The sequence below is a fragment of the Solihabitans fulvus genome, assembly GCF_008386585.1.
Taxonomy (GTDB): Bacteria; Actinomycetota; Actinomycetes; order Mycobacteriales; family Pseudonocardiaceae; genus Solihabitans; species Solihabitans fulvus.
The window spans coordinates 1-211 of record NZ_VUOB01000446.1 but is presented as its reverse complement, the minus strand read 5'-3'; the positions used below and the strand labels follow the sequence as shown (position 1 = coordinate 211).

Annotated in this window: 1 protein-coding gene; it reads left to right on the top strand. The window is 71.1% G+C overall.

Annotated features, from left to right (window positions below):
• Nucleotides 1–211 (top strand): MCE family protein (locus tag F0L68_RS41975; RefSeq protein WP_188317161.1); only part of this gene is annotated, 211 nt, incomplete at both ends.

Sequence of the window (211 nt, the reverse complement as noted above, 5' to 3'; positions counted from 1 at the left end):
CCACGCTCACCGCGCTGTCGCAGGCGTTGTCCGGCAGGGGAAAGCCGCTCGGCCAGACGCTCGTGCAGCTCGACCAGTACCTCGGCCAGCTCAACCCGCAGCTGCCCAACCTCGACGCCGACCTGGTCAAGCTGGCGCAGGTGGCCGACACCTACAGCCAGGCCGCGCCGGACCTGGTGCAGGCGCTGTCGGACCTGACGGTGACCAGCCG